Source organism: Flavobacterium sp. LMO6, assembly GCF_009495795.1.
Lineage (GTDB): Bacteria > Bacteroidota > Bacteroidia > Flavobacteriales > Flavobacteriaceae > Flavobacterium.
The window spans coordinates 1-206 of sequence record NZ_WIBH01000135.1 but is presented as its reverse complement, the minus strand read 5'-3'; the positions used below and the strand labels follow the sequence as shown (position 1 = coordinate 206).

Sequence of the window (206 nt, the reverse complement as noted above, 5' to 3'; positions counted from 1 at the left end):
CTTCCTGTAGACCCAACAGTTACATCATTACATATTGGAATTTCAAGACCATTAATAGATGCCATTAACGGTATGTCGCCAATGCTGCTGTTGGTTATTTGTTGCCATGAGGCATTTCCGTTTGCGTCTGATGTTAATACTTTACCAACGGCTTGGTTTCCATCTACAATTCGTAATGCTGCCGGAGCTGCGGTGCTAATAATAAT

The 206-nt window shown here is 41.3% G+C and carries 1 pseudogene; it reads right to left on the bottom strand.

Annotation, left to right across the window (positions count from 1 at the left end):
• Positions 1–206, bottom strand: a pseudogene (locus GFJ99_RS13620) (hypothetical protein); the annotation flags it as partial.